Annotated in this window: 21 protein-coding genes; 15 read left to right on the forward strand and 6 right to left on the reverse strand. The window is 70.6% G+C overall.

Going from position 1 to position 21,050, the window contains the following annotated elements:
• Positions 1-65 precede the first annotated feature (65 nt).
• The 3 genes from OG219_RS38085 to OG219_RS38095 are packed head-to-tail and all read left to right on the forward strand — an operon-like array spanning position 66 to position 2,879.
• Positions 66-1,625 (forward strand): IucA/IucC family protein, encoded by a 1,560-nt coding sequence (locus OG219_RS38085; RefSeq protein ID WP_266834429.1) that lies wholly within the window; start codon positions 66-68, stop codon positions 1,623-1,625.
• Between the two features lie 40 nt (positions 1,626-1,665).
• Positions 1,666-2,580, forward strand: coding sequence for a HipA family kinase (locus OG219_RS38090; RefSeq protein WP_266834431.1), 915 nt, complete (start codon positions 1,666-1,668; stop codon positions 2,578-2,580).
• On the forward strand, positions 2,577-2,879 hold the full coding sequence (locus OG219_RS38095; RefSeq protein ID WP_266834433.1) for a SelT/SelW/SelH family protein: 303 nt from the start codon (positions 2,577-2,579) through the stop codon (positions 2,877-2,879). Before OG219_RS38090 ends, OG219_RS38095 begins: the two co-directional genes overlap by 4 nt.
• A 6-nt stretch (positions 2,880-2,885) precedes the next feature.
• Here OG219_RS38095 and aceB read toward each other — a convergent pair whose 3' ends face one another.
• Positions 2,886-4,520: a malate synthase A gene (gene aceB, locus OG219_RS38100; protein WP_266834435.1), complete on the reverse strand. Its 1,635-nt coding sequence runs from the start codon at positions 4,518-4,520 to the stop codon at positions 2,886-2,888.
• A gap of 187 nt (positions 4,521-4,707) precedes the next feature.
• Positions 4,708-5,307 carry an NTP transferase domain-containing protein gene (locus tag OG219_RS38105; protein ID WP_266834437.1) on the reverse strand — a complete coding sequence of 200 codons (600 nt, stop codon included), beginning with the start codon at positions 5,305-5,307 and terminating at the stop codon, positions 4,708-4,710.
• A gap of 208 nt (positions 5,308-5,515) precedes the next feature.
• Between OG219_RS38105 and OG219_RS38110 the strand changes: the two genes are divergently transcribed.
• Positions 5,516-5,830: a DUF5955 family protein gene (locus OG219_RS38110; protein ID WP_266834439.1), complete on the forward strand. Its 315-nt coding sequence runs from the start codon at positions 5,516-5,518 to the stop codon at positions 5,828-5,830.
• Positions 5,831-5,953: 123 nt separating this feature from the next.
• On the opposite strand, the gene OG219_RS38115 is transcribed toward OG219_RS38110, so the two are convergent.
• The gene (locus OG219_RS38115) at positions 5,954-6,757 is read right to left on the reverse strand and encodes an IclR family transcriptional regulator (RefSeq protein ID WP_266834441.1); all 804 of its coding nucleotides are present in this window, start codon (positions 6,755-6,757) and stop codon (positions 5,954-5,956) included.
• Positions 6,758-7,027: 270 nt separating this feature from the next.
• Between OG219_RS38115 and allB the strand changes: the two genes are divergently transcribed.
• Both allB and alc read left to right on the forward strand, forming a co-directional pair.
• Positions 7,028-8,368, forward strand: coding sequence for an allantoinase AllB (gene allB / locus OG219_RS38120; RefSeq protein ID WP_266834443.1), 1,341 nt, complete (start codon positions 7,028-7,030; stop codon positions 8,366-8,368).
• Between the two features lie 96 nt (positions 8,369-8,464).
• Positions 8,465-9,595 carry an allantoicase gene (gene alc / locus OG219_RS38125; RefSeq protein WP_266834445.1) on the forward strand — a complete coding sequence of 377 codons (1,131 nt, stop codon included), beginning with the start codon at positions 8,465-8,467 and terminating at the stop codon, positions 9,593-9,595.
• A 207-nt stretch (positions 9,596-9,802) separates the two neighbouring features.
• Here alc and OG219_RS38130 read toward each other — a convergent pair whose 3' ends face one another.
• Positions 9,803-10,552: a 3-oxoacyl-ACP reductase family protein gene (locus OG219_RS38130; protein WP_266834447.1), complete on the reverse strand. Its 750-nt coding sequence runs from the start codon at positions 10,550-10,552 to the stop codon at positions 9,803-9,805.
• 130 nt (positions 10,553-10,682) lie between these two features.
• Here OG219_RS38130 and OG219_RS38135 point away from each other — a divergent pair, with 130 nt between their 5' ends.
• The 3 genes from OG219_RS38135 to OG219_RS38145 all read left to right on the forward strand — a co-directional run bounded on the left by OG219_RS38135 (position 10,683) and on the right by OG219_RS38145 (position 12,713).
• A complete protein-coding gene (locus tag OG219_RS38135; protein WP_266834449.1) occupies positions 10,683-11,510 on the forward strand; it encodes an AIM24 family protein in 828 nt (275 codons plus the stop codon).
• Between the two features lie 74 nt (positions 11,511-11,584).
• Positions 11,585-12,211, forward strand: coding sequence for a dihydrofolate reductase family protein (locus tag OG219_RS38140; RefSeq protein WP_266834451.1), 627 nt, complete (start codon positions 11,585-11,587; stop codon positions 12,209-12,211).
• A 109-nt stretch (positions 12,212-12,320) separates the two neighbouring features.
• Complete coding sequence (locus OG219_RS38145; RefSeq protein ID WP_266834453.1) at positions 12,321-12,713, forward strand: ribonuclease domain-containing protein; 393 nt, start codon at positions 12,321-12,323, stop codon at positions 12,711-12,713.
• Positions 12,714-12,770: 57 nt separating this feature from the next.
• Here the strand turns inward: OG219_RS38145 and OG219_RS38150 are convergent, their stop codons facing one another.
• Complete coding sequence (locus tag OG219_RS38150) at positions 12,771-12,977, reverse strand: hypothetical protein (protein WP_266834455.1); 207 nt, start codon at positions 12,975-12,977, stop codon at positions 12,771-12,773.
• 384 nt (positions 12,978-13,361) lie between these two features.
• Between OG219_RS38150 and OG219_RS38155 the strand changes: the two genes are divergently transcribed.
• The 3 genes from OG219_RS38155 to OG219_RS38165 all read left to right on the forward strand — a co-directional run bounded on the left by OG219_RS38155 (position 13,362) and on the right by OG219_RS38165 (position 16,838).
• On the forward strand, positions 13,362-14,615 hold the full coding sequence (locus tag OG219_RS38155) for a sensor histidine kinase (RefSeq protein ID WP_266834457.1): 1,254 nt from the start codon (positions 13,362-13,364) through the stop codon (positions 14,613-14,615).
• Between the two features lie 325 nt (positions 14,616-14,940).
• Positions 14,941-15,612: a response regulator transcription factor gene (locus OG219_RS38160; protein WP_266834459.1), complete on the forward strand. Its 672-nt coding sequence runs from the start codon at positions 14,941-14,943 to the stop codon at positions 15,610-15,612.
• A gap of 41 nt (positions 15,613-15,653) precedes the next feature.
• Positions 15,654-16,838, forward strand: a complete 1,185-nt coding sequence (locus OG219_RS38165; RefSeq protein ID WP_266834461.1) for a cytochrome P450 — start codon at positions 15,654-15,656, stop codon at positions 16,836-16,838.
• Positions 16,839-16,878: 40 nt separating this feature from the next.
• Here OG219_RS38165 and OG219_RS38170 read toward each other — a convergent pair whose 3' ends face one another.
• Positions 16,879-17,889, reverse strand: a complete 1,011-nt coding sequence (locus OG219_RS38170; protein ID WP_266834463.1) for a Gfo/Idh/MocA family oxidoreductase — start codon at positions 17,887-17,889, stop codon at positions 16,879-16,881.
• Between the two features lie 128 nt (positions 17,890-18,017).
• Between OG219_RS38170 and OG219_RS38175 the strand changes: the two genes are divergently transcribed.
• The 3 genes from OG219_RS38175 to OG219_RS38185 all read left to right on the forward strand — a co-directional run bounded on the left by OG219_RS38175 (position 18,018) and on the right by OG219_RS38185 (position 21,047).
• Complete coding sequence (locus OG219_RS38175; protein ID WP_266836366.1) at positions 18,018-18,755, forward strand: GntR family transcriptional regulator; 738 nt, start codon at positions 18,018-18,020, stop codon at positions 18,753-18,755.
• Positions 18,756-18,990: 235 nt separating this feature from the next.
• Positions 18,991-19,995 (forward strand): sugar ABC transporter substrate-binding protein, encoded by a 1,005-nt coding sequence (locus tag OG219_RS38180; protein WP_266834465.1) that lies wholly within the window; start codon positions 18,991-18,993, stop codon positions 19,993-19,995.
• Positions 19,996-20,015: 20 nt separating this feature from the next.
• Positions 20,016-21,047, forward strand: coding sequence for an ABC transporter permease (locus OG219_RS38185; protein ID WP_266836367.1), 1,032 nt, complete (start codon positions 20,016-20,018; stop codon positions 21,045-21,047).
• Positions 21,048-21,050 lie beyond the last annotated feature (3 nt).

A 21,050-nucleotide genomic window follows, 5' to 3' on the forward strand; every position in this document is an offset into this window, starting at 1 on the left:
GCCGGTGCCGACAGACATAATGATCACCAGAGCACCGTATGGAACGAACGGATCGCGTGGACCCCATGCCCCCCATGCTCCCCCCGCCCCCTGGGAACGACCCGAACCACCCGAACCACCCGAACGACCTTCCCAGGGAAGACGGCGACCCGGAAGAAGCCGCCGACGCGTACGCCGCCGCTCCGCTGCTCAATTGTCTGCTGCGGGAGGTGGGCGAGCCCACTGGGACCCCCGGCACCTACCGGCTCCGCGCCGGCGGACACCTGATCAGAGTCCGCGGCACGCGCCGCCCGACACGGCCCGAGCTGTACGCCGACGACGCCTGGCACCGTCTCACCCACGCCGAGCTGGTCAAACTCACGGCGGAGGAACTCCGCGCCCACACCGGCCTGTCCAACCCCGAGCTGCCCGCCGAGATGAACGACAGCCGGGACGCGGTCGCCGCGATCCTCGCCGCACGTGCTCGCGCCACGCCACCGGACGATCCGTATCTGCGCTCCGAACAGTCCCTGATCACTGGGCACCCGCACCACCCGGCCCCCAAGGCCCGCGGCGGCGGCCCGGTCACCGGCTGGCTGCCCTACGCGCCCGAGGCGTACGCCCGCTTCCCGCTGGAACTGCTCGCGGTCCGCGAGGACGCGGTCGTAGAGGAGGGCGACACGACGGCGCTCGACACCCTCGGGACCCCGCCGCCCGGCTACCGGATGCTCCCCGCCCACCCCTGGCAGCTGGACCTGGTCGCCGCCCGCCCGGAGATCAGGGAGGCCTTCGCGGATGGCCGACTCCTGCGACTGGGGCGCACCGCACATTCGCTGTGGCCCACGGCCGCCATCCGCACGGTGTACGACCCCGAGGACGACCTCTTCCTCAAGTTCAGCCTCGATGTGCGCATCACCAACGACATCCGCCGGCTGTGGCGGCACGACCTGCTGAAACTCCGCCGCACCGACGAGGCGACCGCGACGGCCTTCGCGGCCATCCCCGGCCCGGCCGCCTGGCTGAGCGACCGCGGCTACCGCACCGCCGACTTCGCCTTCGAGGAACTCGCCGTCATGGTCCGCGACGGACTGCGCGCCCATGTCGTCCCCGGCGCGACCCCACTCCTCACGGCCGCCCTCGTGGAGGGCTTCGACGGCAGCCCCCTCGATCGCCTCACCGACCCCTCCGCCTGGTGGGCGGCGTACCTGCGCCAGGTCGTGCCCCCGGTCCTCGACGCCTTCGCGCGGTACGGAGTCGTCGTCGAGGCGCATGTCCAGAACACGCTGGTGGCCGTCGACGCCGACGGAATGCCCGTACAGGCACTCTTCCGGGACGCGGAAGGCGTGAAGCTCCTGCCCGAGGTGACGCGGGCGGCGGGCTGGGAACGGCTCGTGTACTGCCTGGTCGTCAACCACCTCGCCGAACTGGCCGCACTCCTCGCGGAACGCCACCCGACAGCGGACCTGTGGCCCGCCGTACGACGGGAGTTGACCCGCTACGACACGGAGCACGGCCTCCCCGAGATCGCTGACCTGCTCTCCTCACCCACCCTCCCCGGCAAGACGAACCTCCTGCTGCGATGGACGGGAGCGGACGGGGCGGACGCGCGCTATGTGCCGCTGCCCAGCCCGCTGGCCCGCGGATAATCTGGAGGGTCCGGCGACCGGCTGATCTACAGTGGCCAGTGTGCTGCGCGACGTGACCGCTGTTCGATACGTGACCCCCCTGAGGGCGGGCGGCTCCGTGCCCGGAGTCGTCGAGGCCGACGACCTCGGGACCTACGTCGTGAAGTTCACGGGCTCCGCGCAGGGCACGAAGGCGCTGGTCGCCGAGGTGATCGTCGGAGAGCTGGCGCGCGCCCTGGGGCTGCGGTTCCCCGAGCTGGTCCTCGTCCACTTCGACCCGGTGATCGGCGAGCACGAGCCGCACCAGGAGGTCAAGGACCTGCTGCGCGCCAGCGCCGGGCTCAACCTCGGCATGGACTACCTGTCGGGAGCGAAGGACTTCACCCCGGAGCTCGCCAGGACCTTCACCGTGGACCCGCTGGAGGCGGGCAAGGTGATCTGGCTGGACGCCCTCACGGTCAACGTCGACCGCACGGTGCACAGCTCGAACCTGATGATCTGGCCCACGCTCGGTGTCGCACCCCCGCGCCTGTGGCTGATCGACCACGGCGCTGCCCTCGTCTTCCACCACCGCTGGGACGCGTCGGCACCGGAGAAGGCGTACGACTTCCGGCGGCACGCCCTCGGCGGCTACACCCCGGACACCCGCGCGGCGGACGCCGAACTGGCCCCCCTGGTGACCGAGGAGCTGCTGCGCGGGATCACCGCGGAGGTGCCCGACGCCTGGCTCGCGGAAGAGCCAGGTTTCGCGACCCCCGACGAGGCGCGTGAGGCGTACGTCCGCTATCTCCTCGCCCGTGTGAAGGCCTCCGCACAGTGGCTGCCCACCGACTTCCCCACCCGGGAACAACTCGCCGCGGAGGACGCGGACCGCGCGGCGAAGACTCAGCGAGGCCGGCCGAACTGGCTCAAACAGGTCCCCGACCTGCACGGCAAGCCGGCGGCGGAACAGGATTGGTCGGTACACCTCGGATGACCACGGAGAACACGGACTCGGCCACGGCGAACACCCATCGCGTGCAGATCGAGTACTGCACCCAGTGCCGCTGGCTCCCGCGAGCCGCGTGGCTCGCGCAGGAACTCCTCACCACCTTCGAGACCGAGCTGACGGAACTCGCCCTCAAGCCCGGCACCGGCGGCGTCTTCGTCGTACGCGTGGACGACGAGGTCGTCTGGGACCGCCGCGAGCAGGGCTTCCCGGAGCCGACCGCCGTGAAGCGCCTCGTACGCGACCGAGTGGCCCCGGAGAAGTCCCTGGGCCACTCGGAGAAGTGAGCGTCGTCAGCCGTTGAGCTGCTCGTACGCGGGCAGCGTGAGGAAGTCCGCGTAGTCCTCGTCGAGGGCGACCGTGAGCAGCAGGTCGTGCGCCTGCTGCCAGTTGCCCACCGCGAAGGCCTCCTCGCCGATCTCGGCGCGGATGTTCGCGAGCTCCTCGGCGGCGATCTCGCGGGCCAGCTCCGGAGTCGCGGCCACGGCCTTGCCGTCGTGCTCGAAGACGACACCCGCATTGATCCACTGCCAGATCTGCGAGCGGGAGATCTCGGCGGTGGCCGCGTCCTCCATGAGGTTGAAGATGGCGACCGCGCCCATCCCGCGGAGCCAGGCCTCGATGTAGCGGATGCCGACCTGGACGGCGTTGACCAGGCCGTCGTACGTCGGCCTGGCGTCGAGGGAGTCGACGGCGATCAGGTCACCGGCGGCGACGGACACGTCCTCGCGCAGCCGGTCCTTCTGGTTGGGCTTGTCGCCGAGAACCGCGTCGAAGGAGGCCATGGCGATCGGGACGAGGTCCGGGTGGGCCACCCACGAGCCGTCGAAACCGTCGCCCGCCTCACGGTCCTTGTCCGCCTTGACCTTCTCGAAGGCGACCTTGTTGACCTCTTCGTCGCGGCGCGAGGGGATGAACGCGGCCATGCCGCCGATCGCGTGGGCGCCCCGCTTGTGGCAGGTGCGGACGAGGAGTTCGGTGTACGCGCGCATGAACGGGGCTGTCATCGTCACCGCGTTGCGGTCCGGCAGCACGAACTTCTGGCCGCCGTCACGGAAGTTCTTGACGATGGAGAAGAGGTAGTCCCAGCGGCCCGCGTTCAACCCGGAGGCGTGGTCGCGGAGTTCGTAGAGGATCTCCTCCATCTCGTACGCCGCCGTGATCGTCTCGATCAGGACGGTCGCGCGGACGGTGCCCTGCGGGATGCCGACGTAGTCCTGCGCGAAGACGAAGACGTCGTTCCAGAGGCGCGCCTCCAGGTGCGACTCCGTCTTCGGGAGGTAGAAGTACGGGCCCTTGCCGAGGTCGATCAGACGCTGCGCGTTGTGGAAGAAGTACAGGCCGAAGTCGACGAGCGCGCCCGGCACGGGAGTGCCGTCGGCGTCGACGAGGTGGCGCTCGTTGAGATGCCAGCCGCGCGGCCGCATGACGACGGTCGCGAGCTCGCCGGCCGCCTTGAGCGCGTACGACTTGCCGGTGCGCTCGTCCGTGAAGTCGATGTTCCGGGCGTACGCGTCGGCCAGGTTGACCTGCCCGAGGACCACGTTCTCCCAGGTGGGCGCGGAGGCGTCCTCGAAGTCCGCGAGCCAGATCTTCGCACCGGAGTTGAGGGCGTTGATGGTCATCTTGCGGTCGGTGGGGCCGGTGATCTCGACACGGCGGTCGTTCAGGGCCGCCGGGGAGGGGGCCACCTTCCAGGAGTCGTCCGCGCGGATGGCGGCGGTCTCCGGGAGGAAGTCGAGCGTGGAGGTGCGGGCGATCTCGGCGCGGCGCTCCGCACGGCGGGCGAGGAGCTCGTCACGCCGGGGCGTGAACAACCGGTGCAGCTCGGCCACGAAGGCGAGGGCCGCGTCGGTGAGGACCTCGTCCTGCCGGGGCAGGGGCTCGGCGTCGACGATGGCCAGCGAGGACGGCGCTGGTGCGGACATGAGCTGTCACTTCCTTCAGCGAGCGTGGCACCGGGTGCCAGTCAATCTGAGTACGACTGTGAACGCCCGCGGAGCAACGGGGCGCTTCTGAACAGTGGATACTAGTTTCCTCATTGTGGAAGTTCAATGGTTTGTTGATGTCGAGATTCTCCGGGTCGACAGAGTGTGGCGCTCAGTGCCACCCCGTTCACTCAAGGTGGACCAGGTCCTCCGCCGTGTCGATGTCGTACGGCCGTGCAACGTCTCCGCACTCGACGAGCGTGATCGCCTCCGCGTGCTCCTTCAGGTACGCGCGTGCCCCTCGATCCCCGGTCGCAGTCGCGGCTATCCCTACCCAGTGGGCGGCGCCGAAGAGGACGGGGTGGCCGCGCACGCCCTCGTAGGCGGCCGAGACCAGCGATCCTTCGCCCTGGTACGCGGCAAGGACCCGGCCCACCGCCTCCGGTCCGATGCCGGGCTGGTCGACGAGCGACACCAGCGCGGCCCGCGCTCCCGTCCCCGCCAGCGAGTCGAGCCCCGCCCGCAGCGAGGAACCCATGCCCTCCTCCCACTCCGGATTGTCGACGAGCGCGCAGCCGGGCAGTGAAGCCTGCTCCCGTACGTCATCGGCCCGGGCCCCCAGGACCACATGGACGCGGGTGCAGCCGCCCGCGCGCAGCACTGCGACCGCGTGTTCGACAAGGGGCCGCCCTCGGTGGGACAGGAGGGCCTTGGGGCGCCCGCCGAGCCGCCGGCCGCCGCCGGCCGCCAGCAGCAGCCCGGCCACCTGGTCTTTGTTCTCCGTCATGTCCCCTGCATACCCGACCCCGCCGGGGCGCGCTCCGGAACCCGGGTGGACCGCACGATGTCCACGGGCTGAATTTCGGTCAGAGGAGTGGCGCCCACCGCGCCGGGTGGCGTTTACTGGCCCGCGTCCCTCGGCGCCCGACCACGCCACGGGGTGCTGGACCGACGTACGAAGGACTTGCGCACAAGGACGTGCGAGGGGGAGAGCTGTGTTGCGGAGCTTGGGGCAGAGGCCAGTGACCGGCAGCGACGAGGACCCGAGGGTGGCGGAACTGAGTACCGCCGTCTCCCGGCTGCGCCGTCAACTCGCCGCGCATCCGGCCGAGTTCCCCGACCGGGGCATCGCCGAGGACGAGCTCGCGGCCCTCGCCGCGATGGCCGTCAGCGGCGTCCCCGAGATCCCGCGCCTGCGCCGCTCCCTGCTGCTTGTCGCGGGCGCGATCGGCTCGGTCAGCGCGCTGGCGACGAGCCTCGCGGATGTCCGCAGCGCGGTGGAGCTGTTCGGGGAACCGCCGCGGCGGTAGTCCCGGTGGAGCCGGGCGGCAACCGTGCCGCTGGAAGTCCGGTCCGCCATCAGCTGCGGGTACGTCGTGGCTGGTCGCGCAGTTCCCCGTGCCCCTTCGGGGCGCTGCCGTACCGTCGCAGGGTCAGACCGCCGGGCCCGAGCTCGCCAGGGCCTCAGACAGTTCCACAGCGACCTGCTGCAGCACCGGCACGATCTTCTCGGTGGCCGCCTCGGTGACGCGGCCCGCCGGGCCGGAGATCGAAATGGCCGCCGCGGTGGGGGAGTTGGGCACGGACACGGCGAGGCAGCGGACGCCGATCTCCTGCTCGTTGTCGTCGATCGCGTAGCCGAGCCGGCGCACCTCTTCCAGTGCGGCCAGGAAGCCGTCCGGCGTGGTGATCGTCTTCTCCGTCGCGGCGGGCATGCCGGTACGGGCGAGGAGCGAGCGCACCTCGCCGGCCGGTGTGTGCGCGAGCAGCGCCTTGCCCACGCCCGTGGAGTGCGGCAGCACCCGGCGGCCCACCTCGGTGAACATGCGCATCGAGTGCTTGGACGGCACCTGGGCGACGTAGACGATCTCGTCCCCGTCGAGCAGTGCCATGTTCGCGGTCTCGCCGGTCTCCTCGACGAGACGTGCGAGGTAGGGGCGGGCCCAGGTGCCGAGGAGCCGGGCGGCGGACTCCCCGAGCCGGATCAGGCGGGGGCCCAGCGCGTACCGGCGGTTGGGCTGCTGGCGTACGTAGCCGCAGGACACCAGTGTGCGCATGAGGCGGTGGATGGTGGGCAGCGGCAACCCGCTGCTCGCGGCGAGCTCGCTCAGGCCGACCTCGCCCCCGGCGTCCGCCATCCGCTCGAGCAGATCGAAGGCGCGCTCGAGGGACTGGACGCCACCGCTGGGTGCGGAAGACTTGGCGGCGTCGGTGGTGCTGGCGCTGGACGTCGGCACGGGCGCGGTCCTTTCACGGCTGACAGGCAGTGGTGCAGCCTACCCGGCAGTCGGTCGACCCCCTGGTGGTGCATAGCTACGTTCTGCTGGGCGGAATTGTAATTCCACTTTGTGGAAACGTCCAGAGTCGGCGCATGAGAGGCAGAGTGGAGAAGTGTGCCCTTGACGGCGCGTGGGTCGAAGTGAAGACTCCTTCAACAGAACGTTGAATTTCGTTACGCGGAAGTAAACAGCCGTGCCGGGAGTCAACAGGGACAGAGAGGGGTCCGGGTGTCCGACGTCGAACTGGTGCTGCGCTCGACACGCGTCATCACTCCCGAAGGGACGCGCGCCGCCTCGGTCGCGGTCGCCGGGGGAAAGATCACGGCCGTACTCGCGCACGACGCGGAGGTACCGGCCGGTGCCCGCATCGAGGACTTCGGCGACGACGTCCTGCTGCCCGGCCTGGTCGACACCCACGTGCACGTCAACGATCCGGGGCGCACGGAGTGGGAGGGCTTCTGGACTGCCACGCGCGCGGCGGCCGCCGGGGGCATCACCACCCTGATCGACATGCCGCTCAACTCCCTCCCGCCGACGACGACGGTCGACAACCTCCGTACGAAGAAGGACGTCGCCCGCTCCAAGGCGCACATCGACGTCGGCTTCTGGGGCGGCGCGCTGCCCCACAACGTCAAGGACCTGCGACCGCTGCACGACGCGGGAGTCTTCGGCTTCAAGGCCTTCCTCTCGCCGTCCGGCGTGGACGAGTTCCCGGAGCTCGATCAGGAGCAACTCGCCCAGTCGCTCGCCGAGATCGCCGGGTTCGGCGGCCTGCTGATCGTGCACGCCGAGGACCCGCACCACCTCGCCGCCGCCCCGCAGAAGGGCGGCGGGAAGTACGCCGACTTCCTCGCCTCGCGCCCGCGCGACGCCGAGGACACCGCCATCGAGAACCTCGTCGCCCAGGCGAAGCGCCTCAACGCGCGCGTGCACGTCCTGCACCTGTCGTCGAGCGACGCGCTGCCGCTGATCGCCGCCGCGAAGGCGGAGGGCGTCCGGCTCACGGTCGAGACGTGCCCGCACTACCTCACACTCACCGCCGAGGAAGTCCCGGACGGCGCCAGCGAGTTCAAGTGCTGCCCGCCCATCCGCGAGGCCGCCAACCAGGACCTGCTGTGGCAGGCCCTCGCCGACGGCACCATCGACTGCGTCGTCACCGACCACTCGCCCTCCACGGCCGACCTGAAGACCGACGACTTCGCGACCGCGTGGGGCGGCATCTCCGGCCTCCAGCTGAGCCTGTCCGCGGTCTGGACGGAGGCCCGGGCGCGCGGGTACGCCCTGGAGGACGTGGTGCGCTGGATGTCGACGCGCACGGCGGAACTCGTCGGCCTCGGCGACCGCAAGGGCGCCATCGAGGTGGGCCACGACGCCGACTTCGCGGTCCTCGCACCGGACGAGACCTTCACCGTCGACCCCGCCGCGCTCCAGCACCGCAACCGGGTCACGGCGTACGCGGGCAAGACCCTCAGCGGGGTCGTCAAGTCCACCTGGCTGCGGGGGATACGCATCGTGGCCGACGGTGAGTTCGGCGAGCCGACGGGGCACCTGCTGACCCGGCAGCCGTAGCCATGGCCGAGCCACAGCCGTAGCCGTACCAACTCCACGCACGCACCCGCATCCGCACCCGCAGCGGCCGACCCTCGAAAGGCAGACCTGATCACCGTGACGGCGCAGCCTCAGTCCACTCCGGCTCATTTCACCGGCGACGCGAACCCCTACGGAGGCGGCGACCCGTACGCGGACTACCGCACCGCCGACTTCCCCTTCACCCAGTACACCAACCTCGCCGACCGGCAGCTCGGCGCCGGTGTCATCGCCGCCAACGACGAGTTCTTCGCCCAGCGCGAGAACCTTCTCCTGCCCGGTGCCGCCGAGTTCGACCCCGAGCACTTCGGCCACAAGGGCAAGATCATGGACGGCTGGGAGACCCGACGCCGGCGCGGTGCCTCGGCCGAGCATCCGTGGCCGACCGCCGAGGACCACGACTGGGCCCTCGTCCGCCTGGGCGCGCCCGGCGTAGTACGCGGCATCGTCGTCGACACGGCCCACTTCCGCGGAAACTACCCGCAGGCCGTCTCGGTCGAGGGCGCCTCCGTCGCAGGCTCCCCTTCCCCCGAGGAGCTGTTGGCGGACGACGTGAAGTGGACGACGCTCGTCCCGCGCACGGCGGTCGGCGGCCACGCGGCCAACGGCTTCGCCGTCTCCGTCGAGCAGCGCTTCACGCACCTGCGCGTCAACCAGCACCCCGACGGCGGCATCGCGCGCCTGCGCGTCCACGGCGAGGTCGTACCGGACCCCGAGTGGCTGTCCGTGCTCGGCACCTTCGACGTCGTCGCCCTGGAGAACGGCGGCCGGGCAGAGGACGCCTCGAACCTCTTCTATTCCCCCGCCTCGAACACCATCCAGCCCGGCCGCTCCCGCAAGATGGACGACGGCTGGGAGACCCGCCGCCGCCGTGACCAGGGCAACGACTGGATCCGCTACCAACTGGTCGCCCAGTCGGAGATCCGCGCGATCGAGATCGATACGGCGTACCTGAAGGGCAACAGCGCGGGCTGGGCTTCGGTGTCGGTGAAGGACGGCGCCGACGGGGACTGGACGGAGATCGTCCCCCGCACCCGCCTCCAGCCCGACACCAACCACCGCTTCGTCCTCGCCGCCCCCGCCGTCGGCACCCACGCGCGCGTGGACATCTTCCCGGACGGCGGCATCTCGCGCCTTCGGCTGTTCGGCTCCCTTACGGAGGAGGGCGCGGCACGCCTGACGGCCCGCCATCAGGAGCTGGGCGGCTGACGAGCAGTTTTTCGCCCCCTCCGCCCCTGCCCGTCCCTTGCTTCTGGGGGCTCCGCCCCCAGACCCCCGTATCGCGCTGACGCGCTCGTCCTCAAACGCCGGACGGGCTGGAAATAGCCCCTCCGGCGTTTGAGGAGCGGGGGTTTGGGGGCGGAGCCCCCAAGTGACGGGAACGGGAAGGGGCGGAGGGGGCGAAAAACTCCGCCCCTACGCCGCATGCCCCCCGTCCACCGCGAACTCCGCCCCCGTGACATACCCCGCCTCGCTCCCGGCGAGATACGCAACCATCGACGCCACCTCCCCCGCCGTACCGAACCGCCCCAGCGCGGTCATCGCCGCCTGCCCGGGACCATGCGGCCCGCCCGCCGGATTCATCTCCGTGTCCACCGGCCCGGGGTGGACGATGTTCGCCGTGATCCCCCGCTCACCCAGCTCACGCGCCAGCGCCTTCGTGAGCCCGATCAGCGCCGACTTGCTGGTCGCGTACAGCGTGCCCCCGGGCCCGGGCACCCGCTGCGTCATGCACGTACCGATCGTGATGATCCGCCCGCCGTGCCCCAGGTGCGGAGCCGCCGCCTGGGAGGCCAGGAAGACCCCGCGCACGTTGGCGGAGAGGACCCGGTCGATGTCGGCGAGGGACAGCGAGTCCAGGGGACCGAGCAGCCCGACGCCCACGTTGTTGACCAGCACGTCGAGCCGCCCGAACGCCTGCGCAGCCGTGCGCACCGACTCGACGGCCTCCACCGCGTCGGTAGAGTCCGCCCGCAGCGCCAGCCCACGCCTGCCGAGCGCCTCGATCCTCCGTACGACGTCCTCGGCGGCTTCCTTGTCCCGCAGATAGGTGATGGCCACATCCGCACCGTCCTGGGCGAGCCGCAGAGCCGTCGCGGCCCCGATACCCCGGCTGCCCCCGGTCACCAGGGCCACCCTGCCGCTCATGTTCTCTCGTGAAGTCATGGACCCATCCCAGCGGCTTCGAGGCCCGGTTGCTGGCGGTAAACGGACGGCGAGCTCGCCGGGGCCTGCCAGGCCGACAGGCCACTCGGATGGCCGGAACTCTTCCCTCCGCCTCTCGCGTTCTCCATTTGTGACTCTTCAGCAGGAAATCGTCGGCAATGCCATGCAGATGGCGGTCGTCAGCCTGAGCCCCGGCCAGACCGTGTACTGCGAGGCGGGAAAGTTCCTCTTCAAGACCACCAACGTGACGATGGAGACCAGACTCTCCGGGCCGTCCGGCGGCGCCGGCGGAGGGCCCCAGGGCGGCACCGGGGGCGCGGGCGGCGGCATGGGCGGCATGCTGCGCCAGGCCATGGGCACGGCGATGCAGGCCGGCCAGCGCGCGCTCGCGGGCGAGTCGCTGGCCTTCCAGTACTTCACGTCGACAGGCGGCGAGGGCACGGTCGGCTTCGCGGGCGTCCTGCCCGGCGAGATGCGCGCCCTGGAGCTGGACGGCACGCGCGCGTGGTTCGCAGAGAAGGACGCGTTCGTCGCCGCCGAGTCGAGCGTGGACTTCGGGATCGCCTTCCAGGGCGGGAAGACGGGGCGCAGCGGCGGCGAGGGCTTCGTCCTGGAGAAGTTCACCGGGCGGGGCACGGTGATCATCGCGGGCGCGGGCAACTTCATCGACCTCGACCCGTCCGAGTTCGGCGGCCGCATCGAGGTCGACACGGGCTGCGTCGTCGCCTTCGAGGAGGGCATCCGGTACGGCATCCAGCGCGTCGGCGGCCTCAACCGGCAGGGCCTGATGAACGCCGTGTTCGGCGGCGAGGGCCTCTCCCTCGCGACCCTGGAGGGCCACGGCCGGGTGATCCTGCAGTCCCTCACCATCGAGAGCCTCGCCAACGCCCTCAGGAAGGCCCAGGGCGGCGACAAGCAGGGCCCGACGGGCGGTCTCTTCTCGACGAACGCCGGCTGAACCGATGAGTTGCGGGTGCCGGTGGGGTCTGAGCTGATGACAACAGACCCCACCCGAGAGAGAAGGCACCCGTCATGGGCAAGCTCGTCTCCCAGCTCTTCGTCAGCCTCGACGGCGTCTACCAGGCCCCGGGCGGTCCCGAGGAGGACCCCAGGGGCGGTTTCGCACAGGGCGGCTGGACCGTCCCGTACGACGACGAGGACTTCGGCCGGTTCGTCACCGAGGTCTTCGGCGGCGTCGACGCGTTCCTCCTGGGCCGCCGTACATACGACATCTTCGCCGCGTTCTGGCCGAAGGTGACCGACCCCGCCGACCCCGTCGCCTCGAAGCTCAACGCCCTGCCGAAGTACGTCGCCTCGTCCACTCTCACCGACCCCGCGTGGGCCGGCACGACCGTGATCAGCGGCGACCTCGCCAAAGAGGTCACCGCCCTCAAGGAGCGCACCGAAGGTGAGATCCAGGTGCACGGCAGCGGCGCCCTCCTGCAGTCCCTGCTGGCCCTCGACCTCGTCGACACCCTCCACCTGCTCACCTTCCCGGTCGTGCTGGGCGCCGGCCGCCGCCTCTTCCGGGAGGGCTCCGTACCGACCGCCTTCCGGCACAGCGGCGGACGCATCACCTCGACGGGCGTCTCCATCCAGTCGTACGACTTCGCGGGCCGCCCGGAGTACGGCTCGTACGAGCACGTGCAAAACGGCTAGGGCCTGCCTTGGCGGCAGGTTAACTCCCGGAAAATTCATCGGACTTGGCGGGAGAAATCCCTAGACTTGTCATTGACATGCCATGGTCTACGCGCGTCATCCTAGGTCCATGAGATTCCCCCCACGAACCACTCGCACGGGCGCCATCGTCGCCCTCATGTCCGCCCTGCTCGTCGGCGGCACCGCCGCGGTACCGGCCAACGCGGCGGCGACCGCCGTGGGCAGCATCTGTTACGGCGCGCTGCCGTCCCAGGCGTACACCACGCTCCGCCTGATCGACTCGGGAGGCCCCTTCCCGTACTCGCAGGACGGCTCCGTCTTCCAGAACCGGGAAGGCATCCTGCCCTCCCAGTCCACCGGCTACTACCACGAGTACACGGTCGTCACGCCCGGCTCCTCGACGCGTGGCGCCCGACGCATCGTCACCGGCAACAGGACGAACGAGGACTACTACACCGCGGACCACTACGTCACGTTCAAGCTGGTCAACTACAGCTGCTGAACCGAGGGTGATCCGGGTGTGACCCGGTGACCCGGTGACCCGGAAGCCCGTCCGTGTTCAGCCGGGCTTCCGGCTCTCGGCGGCCGCGAACAGCGCGAACGACAGCACGAGCAGGGTGACGCTCGCGTAGATCTCGTAACCGTCGAGGAAACCGAGCCGCTGTACGAGGCCCCACCCTCGTAGGCGGCCGGTGAACTCGTTCATCAGGCCCACAGCGCCCTGGGCCATGGCGACAAAGCCGAGAAACTCCAGAAACTGCTTCATGGAGAAAACCCTCGCCCCGCGGACCCCCCACGTTCATCGGCCGCGGGGCGAGGCATGTCCGACCTAAGTGGCGGAGTGCAGGGGAGCGGGCGGGACCAAAGTCTGAAGAGGTGCGACTTTGGTCGGTGATCTCCGGTGAGGGGAGGTGGGCGCGGGCGTGGCTGCGTAGATTTGTCGACCGTGAGTAGTGACGAATCGGCGCGTGCGGCGCGAGACCTGACGGGGCGGGCGGCGGCGCCTCGGGCGCAGGCCCCGACCGGGGCGGCGGCTGCGGCCGAGGGGCCGGCCGACGGCTTCCGTGCGGGTGGGCCTGGGGGGCTTGCTGCTGGGCCGAGCGGCGTTGCTGCGCCTGGGGGTCGGACTGGGGCGGGGGCGGTGGCGGTGGTGTCCGGCGGCTTGGACGGGTCGGGGGCGGTGGGGTCACGGGGGCTGCCGACGCGGCGGTGGCTGTTGCCCTCCGCCCTGGTCGCGGAGCTCGGCCCCGAGCAGGCCGGGCGGCCGAGGCGCACCGCGCGGGACTGGGTCGTCGACTTCGGGTGCTTCGTGATCGCCGTCGTCGTCGGGATGCTGGCGGCGGACGCGCTGACCAACGACCCGAACACCCCGCACTCCCTGGCCGTCCTCGACCAGTTGATCGGCGCACTGGCCTGCGCCGCGGTCTGGCTGCGGCGCCGCTGGCCACTGGGGCTGGCCATCGCGATGCTCTCCATAGGACTGCTCTCCAACACCGCGGGCGGCGCCGGCATGGTCGCCCTGTTCACCCTCGCCGTGCACCGGCCCTTCAAGTACGTCGGCACGCTCGCCGCCATCTCGCTCGCGATGCTCCCGGTCTTCTTCTGGCTGCGGCCCGACCCCGATCTGCCGTACTTCGCCTCCGTCGTCATCACCGCTCTGCTCACCGTGACACTGGTCGGCTGGGGCATGTTCGTACGGTCCAAGCGGCAGCTCATGCTGAGTCTGCGGGACCGGGCGCGGCGGGCCGAGACGGAGGCGGCGCTGCGGGCCGAGCAGGCACAGCGGCTGGCCCGCGAGGACATCGCGCGCGAGATGCATGACGTGCTCGCGCACCGGCTCACGCTGCTGAGCGTGCACGCGGGGGCGTTGGAGTTCCGGCCGGACGCGCCCCGCGAGGAGGTCGCGCGGGCCGCCGGGGTGATCCGGGAGAGCGCGCACGAAGCCCTGCAGGATCTGCGGGAGATCATCGGGGTGCTGCGCACGGGGGACTCCGACGACGCGGGGCGGCCGCAGCCCACGCTCGCCGCGCTCGACGGGCTGGTCTCCGAGTCCCGCTCGGCGGGCATGAAGGTCGCCCTGGACAACCGCGTCACCGATCCGGCCGCCGTGCCCGCCTCCGTCGGCCGCACCGCGTACCGCATCGCCCAGGAAGGGCTGACTAACGCCCGCAAGCACGCACCGGGCGCGGAGGTGACGGTGTCCGTCTCGGGCGCTGCGGGGGGCGGCCTCACCGTGGTCGTACACAATCCGGCGCCGCCGGGGGAGGTTCCGCACGTGCCCGGGTCGGGGCAGGGGCTGATCGGGCTGACCGAGCGGGCGACGCTTGCGGGTGGGCGGCTTGCGCATGGGGGCTCGGGGGATGGGGGGTTCGAGGTGCGGGCGTGGTTGCCGTGGGGGGTCTGAGGGTGCCGGGTGGTGGGTGGGTCGGGGGCGTGCCGGTACGTCCGCCCGTCGCCGCCGGATCAGACGTTGGCCGGGTAGGGGAGCGTCCGGTGACGCGGGCGTACGCGACGGGCTTTGGACGTACCGGCACGCCCCCTTCCGTGGTCTGGTGGCTGCGGGCGCCGCACTTATCAGCCCAGGGTAGGTATCTCCAGCCCGTCCGGCGTTTGAGGACGAGCCCTTCGGGCGATTGGGGGTCTGGGGGCGGAGCCCCCAGGTACGGGTTGGGTAGGGGCGGAGGGGGCGAGAAACCGTCCCGCACGCGCCGCGTCACTACGGTAGGCCAATGACTGCGATTCGACTGGTCCTTGTCGACGACGACCCGCTTGTGCGGGCAGGCCTGTCCTTCATGATGGGCGGCGCCGACGACATCGAGATCGTTGGTGAGGCCGCGGACGGGAGCGAGGTCGCGGCGCTCGTCGACCGGACCCGGCCGGACGTCGTCCTCATGGACATCCGGATGCCGAACGTCGACGGGCTCACGGCCACCGAGGAGTTGCGTGCACGCAAGGACGCTCCCCAGGTCGTCGTCCTCACCACCTTTCACGCCGACGACCAGGTACTGCGGGCGCTGCGTGCGGGCGCGGCCGGGTTCGTGCTCAAGGACACCCCGCCGACTGAGATCCTCGCGGCGGTACGACGGGTCGCGGCGGGCGATCCCGTGCTCTCGCCCACCGTGACCCGCCAGTTGATGGCCCACGCCGCCGGATCCGCCCTCGACACCCGGAGGTCGGGCGCCCGCACGAGGATCGCCGCTCTGAACGACCGTGAGCGTGAGGTCGCGGTGGCCGTCGGGCAGGGCAGGGCGAACGCCGAGATCGCGACCGAGCTCTTCATGAGCGTCGCCACCGTCAAGACGCACGTCTCGCGCATTCTCGCCAAGCTCGACCTCAACAACCGTGTGCAGATCGCCCTGTTGACGTACGACGCCGGACTGCTCGAAGAGGACGGGCACTAGTCGGCGGACTTGTGCGTTTTGGTGGTGAAAGGGGGGGGCGTATGGCGGAAGTGATCGATCTGGGGGAGTACGGGGCGCGGTTCAGGGAGGATCCGCATCCCGTGTATGCCGAGTTGCGCGCGCTCGGGGCGGTGCACCGGGTGCGGCTGCCAGTCCCTGACGCGCGCCACGAGACCTGGCTCGTCGTCGGCTACGAGGAGGCGCGGGCGGCGCTCGCCGATCCGCGGCTGGCCAAGGACGGGGAGAAGATCGGGGTCAGGTTCCTCGACGAGGAGCTGATCGGCAAGTATCTGCTGGTCGCCGACCCGCCGCAGCACACGCGGCTGCGCGCGCTCATCGCACGCGAGTTCACCATGCGGCGCGTGGAGACGCTGCGGCCGCGCGTCCAGGAGATCACCGACGGGCTGCTCGACGCGATGCTGCCGGGCGGGTGTGCCGACCTCGTGGAGTCGTTCGCCTATCCGCTTCCGCTCACCGTCATCTGTGAGCTGCTCGGGGTGCCCGAGATGGATCGGGCGGCGTTCCGTGCGTTGTCGTCGGAGGCGGTCGCGCCCAGCAGTGCGCAGAGCGAGTACGACGCCTTCGTTCAACTCGCGGCGTATCTGACCGACTTGATCGAGGACAAGCGGTGTTCCGGCCCGGCCGACGACCTGCTCAGCAGTCTCATCCGGACGACCGCGGAGGACGGCGACCGGCTCTCTCCCCAGGAGCTGCGTGGCATGGCGTTCGTGCTGCTCGTCGCCGGGCACGAGACGACGGTCAACCTCATTTCGAGCGGCGTCCACGCGCTGCTCACCCACCCCGCCCAACTCGCCGCGCTGCGCGCCGACATGACACTCGTCGACGGTGCTGTGGAGGAGACGCTGCGCTACGAAGGGCCGGTGGAGAACGCGACGTTCCGCTACGCCGCCGAACCCCTCGACATCGGCGGGACGCCCGTCGAGGCGGGCGACGCGGTGATGATCGGCCTCACCGCTGCCGACCGCGACGGTGTGCGGTACCCCGCACCGGACCGTTTCGACATCCGGCGCGACTCCCGCGGTCACCTCGCATTCGGACACGGCATCCACTACTGCCTGGGCGCGCCCCTCGCCCGCCTGGAAGCCCGCGTCGCCCTCCGCTCCCTGCTGGACCGCTGCCCGGACCTGGCGCTCGACGGGCCGCCCGGAGACTGGCTGTCCGGCATGCTGATGAGAGGCGTGCGCCGCTTGCCGGTGCGGTGGTGAGGCCGTCCTGTGGGTGGGGCATACGCCCAAGGGCTCCGGGTCAGTCCCGTCCGCCCGGGATCTCCCCCAGCCGTACCGGGCGCCGCTCGTGCCGCGACAGCTCGCACGCCTCGGTGATGCGCAGGGCCTGCAGGGCCTCGTGGCCGTCGCACGCGTTGGTGCGTTCGCCGCGGACGACATCGACGAAGGCGGCGAGTTCGGCCTCGTACGCGGGGCCGAAGCGCTCCAGGAAGCTCATCCACGGCTTGTTCGCGGCCGGCGGCCCGGCCGGTTCCGTGGAGGCGATCGGCGTACGGTCGTCAAGTCCGACGGTGATCTGGTCCAGCTCGCCGGCGAGCTCCATGCGGACGTCGTAGCCCGCGCCGTTCAGGCGGGTCGCCGTCGCCGTGGCGAGCGTGCCGTCCTCCAGGGTGAGGACTGCTGCGGCGGTGTCGATGTCCCCCGCCTCACGGAACATCGCGGGCCCCGCGTCCGACCCCGTCGCGTACACCTCGACGACCTCGCGGCCGGTGACCCAGCGCACCATGTCGAAGTCGTGGATCAGGCAGTCCCGGTAGAGCCCGCCGGAGAGCGGGAGGTAGCCGGCCGGGGGCGGTGACTGGTCGGACGTCATCGCTCGGACCGTGTGCAGCCGCCCCAGCCGTCCGGAGCGCACCGCCTCGCGCGCGGCCGTGTAGCCCGCGTCGAAGCGGCGCTGGAAGCCCAGCTGGAGCACGGTCCCGGCGGCGTCGACCTCGGCGAGCGCCGCCAGCGTGCCCGGCAGGTCGAGCGCGATGGGCTTCTCGCAGAAGACCGGGAGTCCCGAGCGTGCTGCCCGACCGATCAGTTCGGCGTGGGCGGAGGTGGCCGCGGTGATGACGACCGCGTCCACACCCCAGGTGAAGATCTCGTCCACGCCGGGCGCCGCGGTGGCGCCCAGACGGTCCGCGAGCTCTTGGGCCCGCACGGTGTCCGCGTCCGTGACGATCAGGGAGCCGACCTCGCGGTGGCGGCTCAATGTGGTCGCGTGAAATGTGCCGATACGACCCGTTCCGATAAGTCCGATGCGCATGGCTACAAAGTGAGGGCGGACCCGGCAACCTGTCAATGCTTTGTCCGGACAATCGAACTTCACAACTTCCCGTCAACATCTCCCGGAGCTACGCTCGGGCCGTGCCGAAACCAGATGTGGATCCGAGGGTGTCGCTCCAGCTCAGCGTCGACCGCAGCAGTCCGGTCCCGCTCTACTTCCAGCTGTCCCAACAGCTGGAGGCCGCGATCGAGCACGGGGTGCTGACCCCGGGCAGCCTCCTCGGCAACGAGATCGAGCTCGCCGGACGGCTCGGGCTGTCCCGGCCAACGGTCCGCCAGGCCATCCAGTCCCTCGTCGACAAGGGCCTGCTCGTGCGGCGCCGCGGCGTCGGTACCCAGGTCGTGCACAGCCAGGTCAAGCGCCCGCTGGAGCTCAGCAGCCTGTACGACGACCTGGAGGCGGCCGGGCAGCGCCCGGAGACCCAGGTGCTCGTCAACACCGTGGAGCCGGCGTCCGCCGAAGTGGCGGCCGCCCTGTCCGTGGCCGAGGGCAGCGAGGTGCACCGTGTCGAGCGGCTGCGGCTCGCCCACGGGGAGCCGATGGCGTACCTCTGCAATCACCTTCCCCCGGATCTGCTCCAGTTCGACTCGGCACAGCTGGAGGCCACCGGCCTGTACCGGCTGATGCGTGCCACGGGCATCACGCTGCACAGCGCCCGCCAGTCGATCGGCGCCCGCGCGGCCACCGCGGAGGAGGGCGAGCGGCTCGGCGAGCCCGCGGGGGCGCCGCTGCTCACCATGCAGCGCACCACCTTCGACGACACGGGCCGCGCGGTCGAGTTCGGCTCCCACACCTACCGGGCCTCGCGCTACTCCTTCGAGTTCCAGCTCCTCGTACGGCCCTGACCTGCGGCCGGACGGCCGCGGAGCGTTCGGGGGGTGATCGTCACGGAGGGAGCCGCACCGCAACCCGAGAAGTACACCGCGCGCGAGACCCGCTGCTTGGGTGCATGATCCCCGTGATTGATACTTGGTCGTTTGGGCTGGTGAGATGCCGGCCCCCGGGGCATGCGGGACGGCCCTCCGGGCCGGTCCGCATGCCCCGGCGCACCAAGCAGCACAGCAAGAAGGGCACGGCCTCGTGGCACGGACTCGGACCTGGGTAAGCATCGCGCTCGCAGGGGCGCTGGGGGTATCCCTCGCCGGTTGCAGCAGCACAGGCGGCAAACGGGCCGAGGACGCCCGCGAGGCGGCGGCCGCCCAGGGCAAAGCCGCGGTGAACACTCCCGAGTGGACGTTCGCGATGATCACCCACTCGGGCGATGGCGACACCTTCTGGGACATCGTCCAGAGCGGCGCCGAGCAGGCCGCCGTCAAGGACAACATCAACTTCCTGTACTCGCACGACGACGAGGCACAGCAGCAGGCGCAGCTCGTCGACGCCGCGGTCGACAAGAAGGTCGACGGCATCATCGTCACGCTCGCCAAGCCCGACGCCATGAAGGCGGCGGTCGAGCGGGCCGAGAAGGCCGGCATCCCCGTGATCACCGTGAACTCGGGTTCCGCGGAGTCCGAGGAGTTCGGCGCGGCCGCGCACATCGGCCAGGACGAGACGATCGCCGGTGAGGCCGTCGGCGACGAGCTGAACAAGCGGGGCAAGAAGAAGGCCCTGTGCATCCTGCACGAGCAGGGCAACGTCGGCCACGAGCAGCGCTGCGCGGGCATCAAGGCGACCTTCGACGGCACGGTGGAGAACCTCTACGTCACGGGCACGAGCATGCCCGACGTGCAGTCCTCCATCGGTGCCAAGCTCCAGGCCGACCAGTCCATCGACTCCGTCGTCACGCTCGGCGCCCCGTACGCGGACACCGCGGTCAAGGCCAAGGCGGACGCGGGCAGCAAGGCCGAGATCGACACCTTCGACCTGAACGCGAAGGTGGCGACGGAGCTCGGGGACGGCACGCTCGGCTTCGCCGTCGACCAGCAGCCCTACCTCCAGGGGTACGAGGCCGTGGACCTGCTCTGGCTCTACAAGTACAACTCCAACGTCCTCGGCGGCGGCAAGCCTGTCCTCACCGGACCGCAGATCATCACCAAGGACATGGCCGCCGCCCTGGAGGAGTACACCGAGCGGGGTACCCGGTGACCGCGGCAGCTCCCGCGCCCATGCCCAGCGCGAGGCCCGACGAACGCCTCCTGAAGAAGTCGCCGCTGCGCAAGCTCCTGGGCCGCCCCGAGCTCGGCTCGGTGGTCGGCGCGATCGCGGTCTTCCTCTTCTTCGCGATCTTCGCGGACAGCTTCGTGCGGGCCGCCAGCCTCAGCACGGTCCTGTACGCCTCCTCGACCATCGGCATCATGGCCGTACCGGTCGCGCTGCTGATGATCGGCGGCGAGTTCGACCTGTCCGCGGGCGTCATGGTGACGTCCTCCGCGCTGGTCTCCTCGATGTTCAGCTACCAGATGACCGCCAACGTCTGGGTCGGCGTCCTGGTCTCGCTGGTCGTCACGCTGGCGATCGGCGTCTTCAACGGCGTCATGCTGACCCGCACGGATCCGCCCAGCTTCATCATCACGCTCGGCACGTTCCTGATGCTGACCGGCATGAACCTCGGCTTCACCAAGCTGATCAGCGGCACGGTCTCGACCAAGTCGATCTCCGACATGGAGGGCTTCTCCTCCGCCAGGGACGTCTTCGCCTCGACACTCACCATCGGCGGCGTCGACTTCAAGATCACCATCCTGTGGTGGCTGGGCCTGATCGCCGTCGCCACCTGGATCCTGCTGCGCACCCGCATCGGCAACTGGATCTACGCCGTCGGCGGCGGCGATGAAGCGGCCCGCGCGGTCGGCGTGCCCGTCGACAAGACGAAAATCGGCCTCTACATGGGCGTCGCTTTCGGCGCCTGGATCTCCGGCCAGCACCTGCTGTTCTCGTTCGACGTCGTGCAGTCGGGCGAGGGCGTCGGCAACGAACTGACGTACATCATCGCGGCCGTCATCGGCGGCTGTCTGATCACCGGCGGCTACGGCTCCGCGGTCGGCGCGGCGGTCGGTGCCCTGATCTTCGGCATGGTCAGCAAGGGCATCGTGTTCGCCGAGTGGAACCCGGACTGGTTCAAGTTCTTCCTGGGAGTGATGCTGCTCCTCGCGACCCTGCTCAACCACTGGGTCCGCAAGCGCGCGGAGGCGACGAAATGACGA

This window comes from Streptomyces sp. NBC_00038 (genome assembly GCF_026343635.1).
Taxonomy (GTDB): domain Bacteria; phylum Actinomycetota; class Actinomycetes; order Streptomycetales; family Streptomycetaceae; genus Streptomyces.

Bases quoted from the DNA above. Each gene is read 5' to 3' on its own strand.
- OG219_RS38085 (WP_266834429.1), top strand. From the start codon at position 66: ATGCCCCCCATGCTCCCCCCGCCCCCTGGGAACGACCCGAACCACCCG.
- OG219_RS38095 (WP_266834433.1), top strand. From the start codon at position 2,577: ATGACCACGGAGAACACGGACTCGGCCACGGCGAACACCCATCGCGTG.
- aceB (WP_266834435.1), bottom strand. From the start codon at position 4,520: ATGTCCGCACCAGCGCCGTCCTCGCTGGCCATCGTCGACGCCGAGCCC.
- OG219_RS38105 (WP_266834437.1), bottom strand. From the start codon at position 5,307: ATGACGGAGAACAAAGACCAGGTGGCCGGGCTGCTGCTGGCGGCCGGC.
- OG219_RS38130 (WP_266834447.1), bottom strand. From the start codon at position 10,552: ATGACTTCACGAGAGAACATGAGCGGCAGGGTGGCCCTGGTGACCGGG.
- OG219_RS38140 (WP_266834451.1), top strand. From the start codon at position 11,585: ATGGGCAAGCTCGTCTCCCAGCTCTTCGTCAGCCTCGACGGCGTCTAC.
- OG219_RS38145 (WP_266834453.1), top strand. From the start codon at position 12,321: ATGAGATTCCCCCCACGAACCACTCGCACGGGCGCCATCGTCGCCCTC.
- OG219_RS38150 (WP_266834455.1), bottom strand. From the start codon at position 12,977: ATGAAGCAGTTTCTGGAGTTTCTCGGCTTTGTCGCCATGGCCCAGGGC.
- OG219_RS38160 (WP_266834459.1), top strand. From the start codon at position 14,941: ATGACTGCGATTCGACTGGTCCTTGTCGACGACGACCCGCTTGTGCGG.
- OG219_RS38165 (WP_266834461.1), top strand. From the start codon at position 15,654: ATGGCGGAAGTGATCGATCTGGGGGAGTACGGGGCGCGGTTCAGGGAG.
- OG219_RS38170 (WP_266834463.1), bottom strand. From the start codon at position 17,889: ATGCGCATCGGACTTATCGGAACGGGTCGTATCGGCACATTTCACGCG.
- OG219_RS38185 (WP_266836367.1), top strand. From the start codon at position 20,016: ATGCCCAGCGCGAGGCCCGACGAACGCCTCCTGAAGAAGTCGCCGCTG.